Source organism: Vibrio sp. 2096 (assembly GCF_033339595.1).
Lineage (GTDB): Bacteria > Pseudomonadota > Gammaproteobacteria > Enterobacterales > Vibrionaceae > Vibrio > Vibrio alginolyticus.
Genome location: NZ_JAWOUX010000096.1, coordinates 1 through 1,091, shown reverse-complemented (window position 1 = coordinate 1,091; position 1,091 = coordinate 1). Strand labels below are relative to the sequence as shown.

The 1,091-nt window shown below is 46.1% G+C and carries 1 pseudogene; it reads left to right on the top strand.

Going from position 1 to position 1,091, the window contains the following annotated elements:
* Window positions 1-124: 124 nt before the first annotated feature.
* Window positions 125-1,091, top strand: a pseudogene (locus R7Q41_RS24315) (alpha-glucosidase); the annotation flags it as partial.

Genomic DNA, 1,091 nt, shown 5'->3' with positions numbered 1-1,091 from the left:
GAAAAATAAAAGAATAATTATTGGAAGCTCGTGCTTATTTAGTGCGAGCCGGGCTTCTGCACACTAAAAACACTCATTTATATAAATGAGAATATAAAAATAACGTAAATAATAGGGAAAAAGTATGTTTAAAAAGAGCACACTTGCCATTCTGATCGGGGCTACTATTTCGCTTGTTGGATGTGGTTCCAATGATAAAACTGAAATCCGTTTACCACAGGCGCCAACTTCAGAATTTACTAACGTGATTGATCGCACTGGTAATCCAACTTACCTGCGTGATTACGACAGTTATTCGAACCTGAAGTACAATGCACTCACGGACAACGGCGCGTGGCATGGCCATTTGCTACCTGAAGATGCGGCGGGTTATGGCGCTTTCGGCGGTATTATGCAAGTGACGCAAGAGTACGCGCATTTTATGTCTGGCCAAACGTTCGACAAGCTCACGTTGACCGACAAAGTGAGTGGCCAAACTTACGATTTATCGAACGCAGAAGCGAAAGTCTATTCCATTCCAGGGGCATTAGTGCAGGTGTTGGACTTGGACGATATTCACGTGCAAATGGTGTTGCGCTTCGTGACTGATCGCTCTTCGCTGGTGGAAACGCTCATCACTAACAAAACTGATCGTGATATGAACTTGGCGTTGGAGTGGGACGGCGAGTTGGTGAAATACGCGCTGTCGACGCGCAAAGACCAAACCGTGGCGCAGTACTACCCAGATTACAAGCGCCAGATTTCGACCATCGAGAACGGCATTAAAATTAACTTTAGCGAGATGAAAGACAACTGGGCGATCCGTAATGACCGCGATGCCGAGTTCCGCATTACTCGTTCTCTACCGACTAAGACGTTCACCAACGAAACCTCATTCAGTTCTACCGCGGAGATGAGCCTACCAGCTGAGCAAACATCGGCGGTTTATACGGCGTATTCTAACCTGCACAATGCGAAAGAAGTGCAGTCAGAATCGTTGAAATTGCAAGATGTATTAGCGAATCCAACTCAATACATGGAAGCGTCGAAAGCGCGTTGGGACGGCTATTTAGCGAATGGTCTTATCAACAAAGAAGCGACAGCAGACCAAG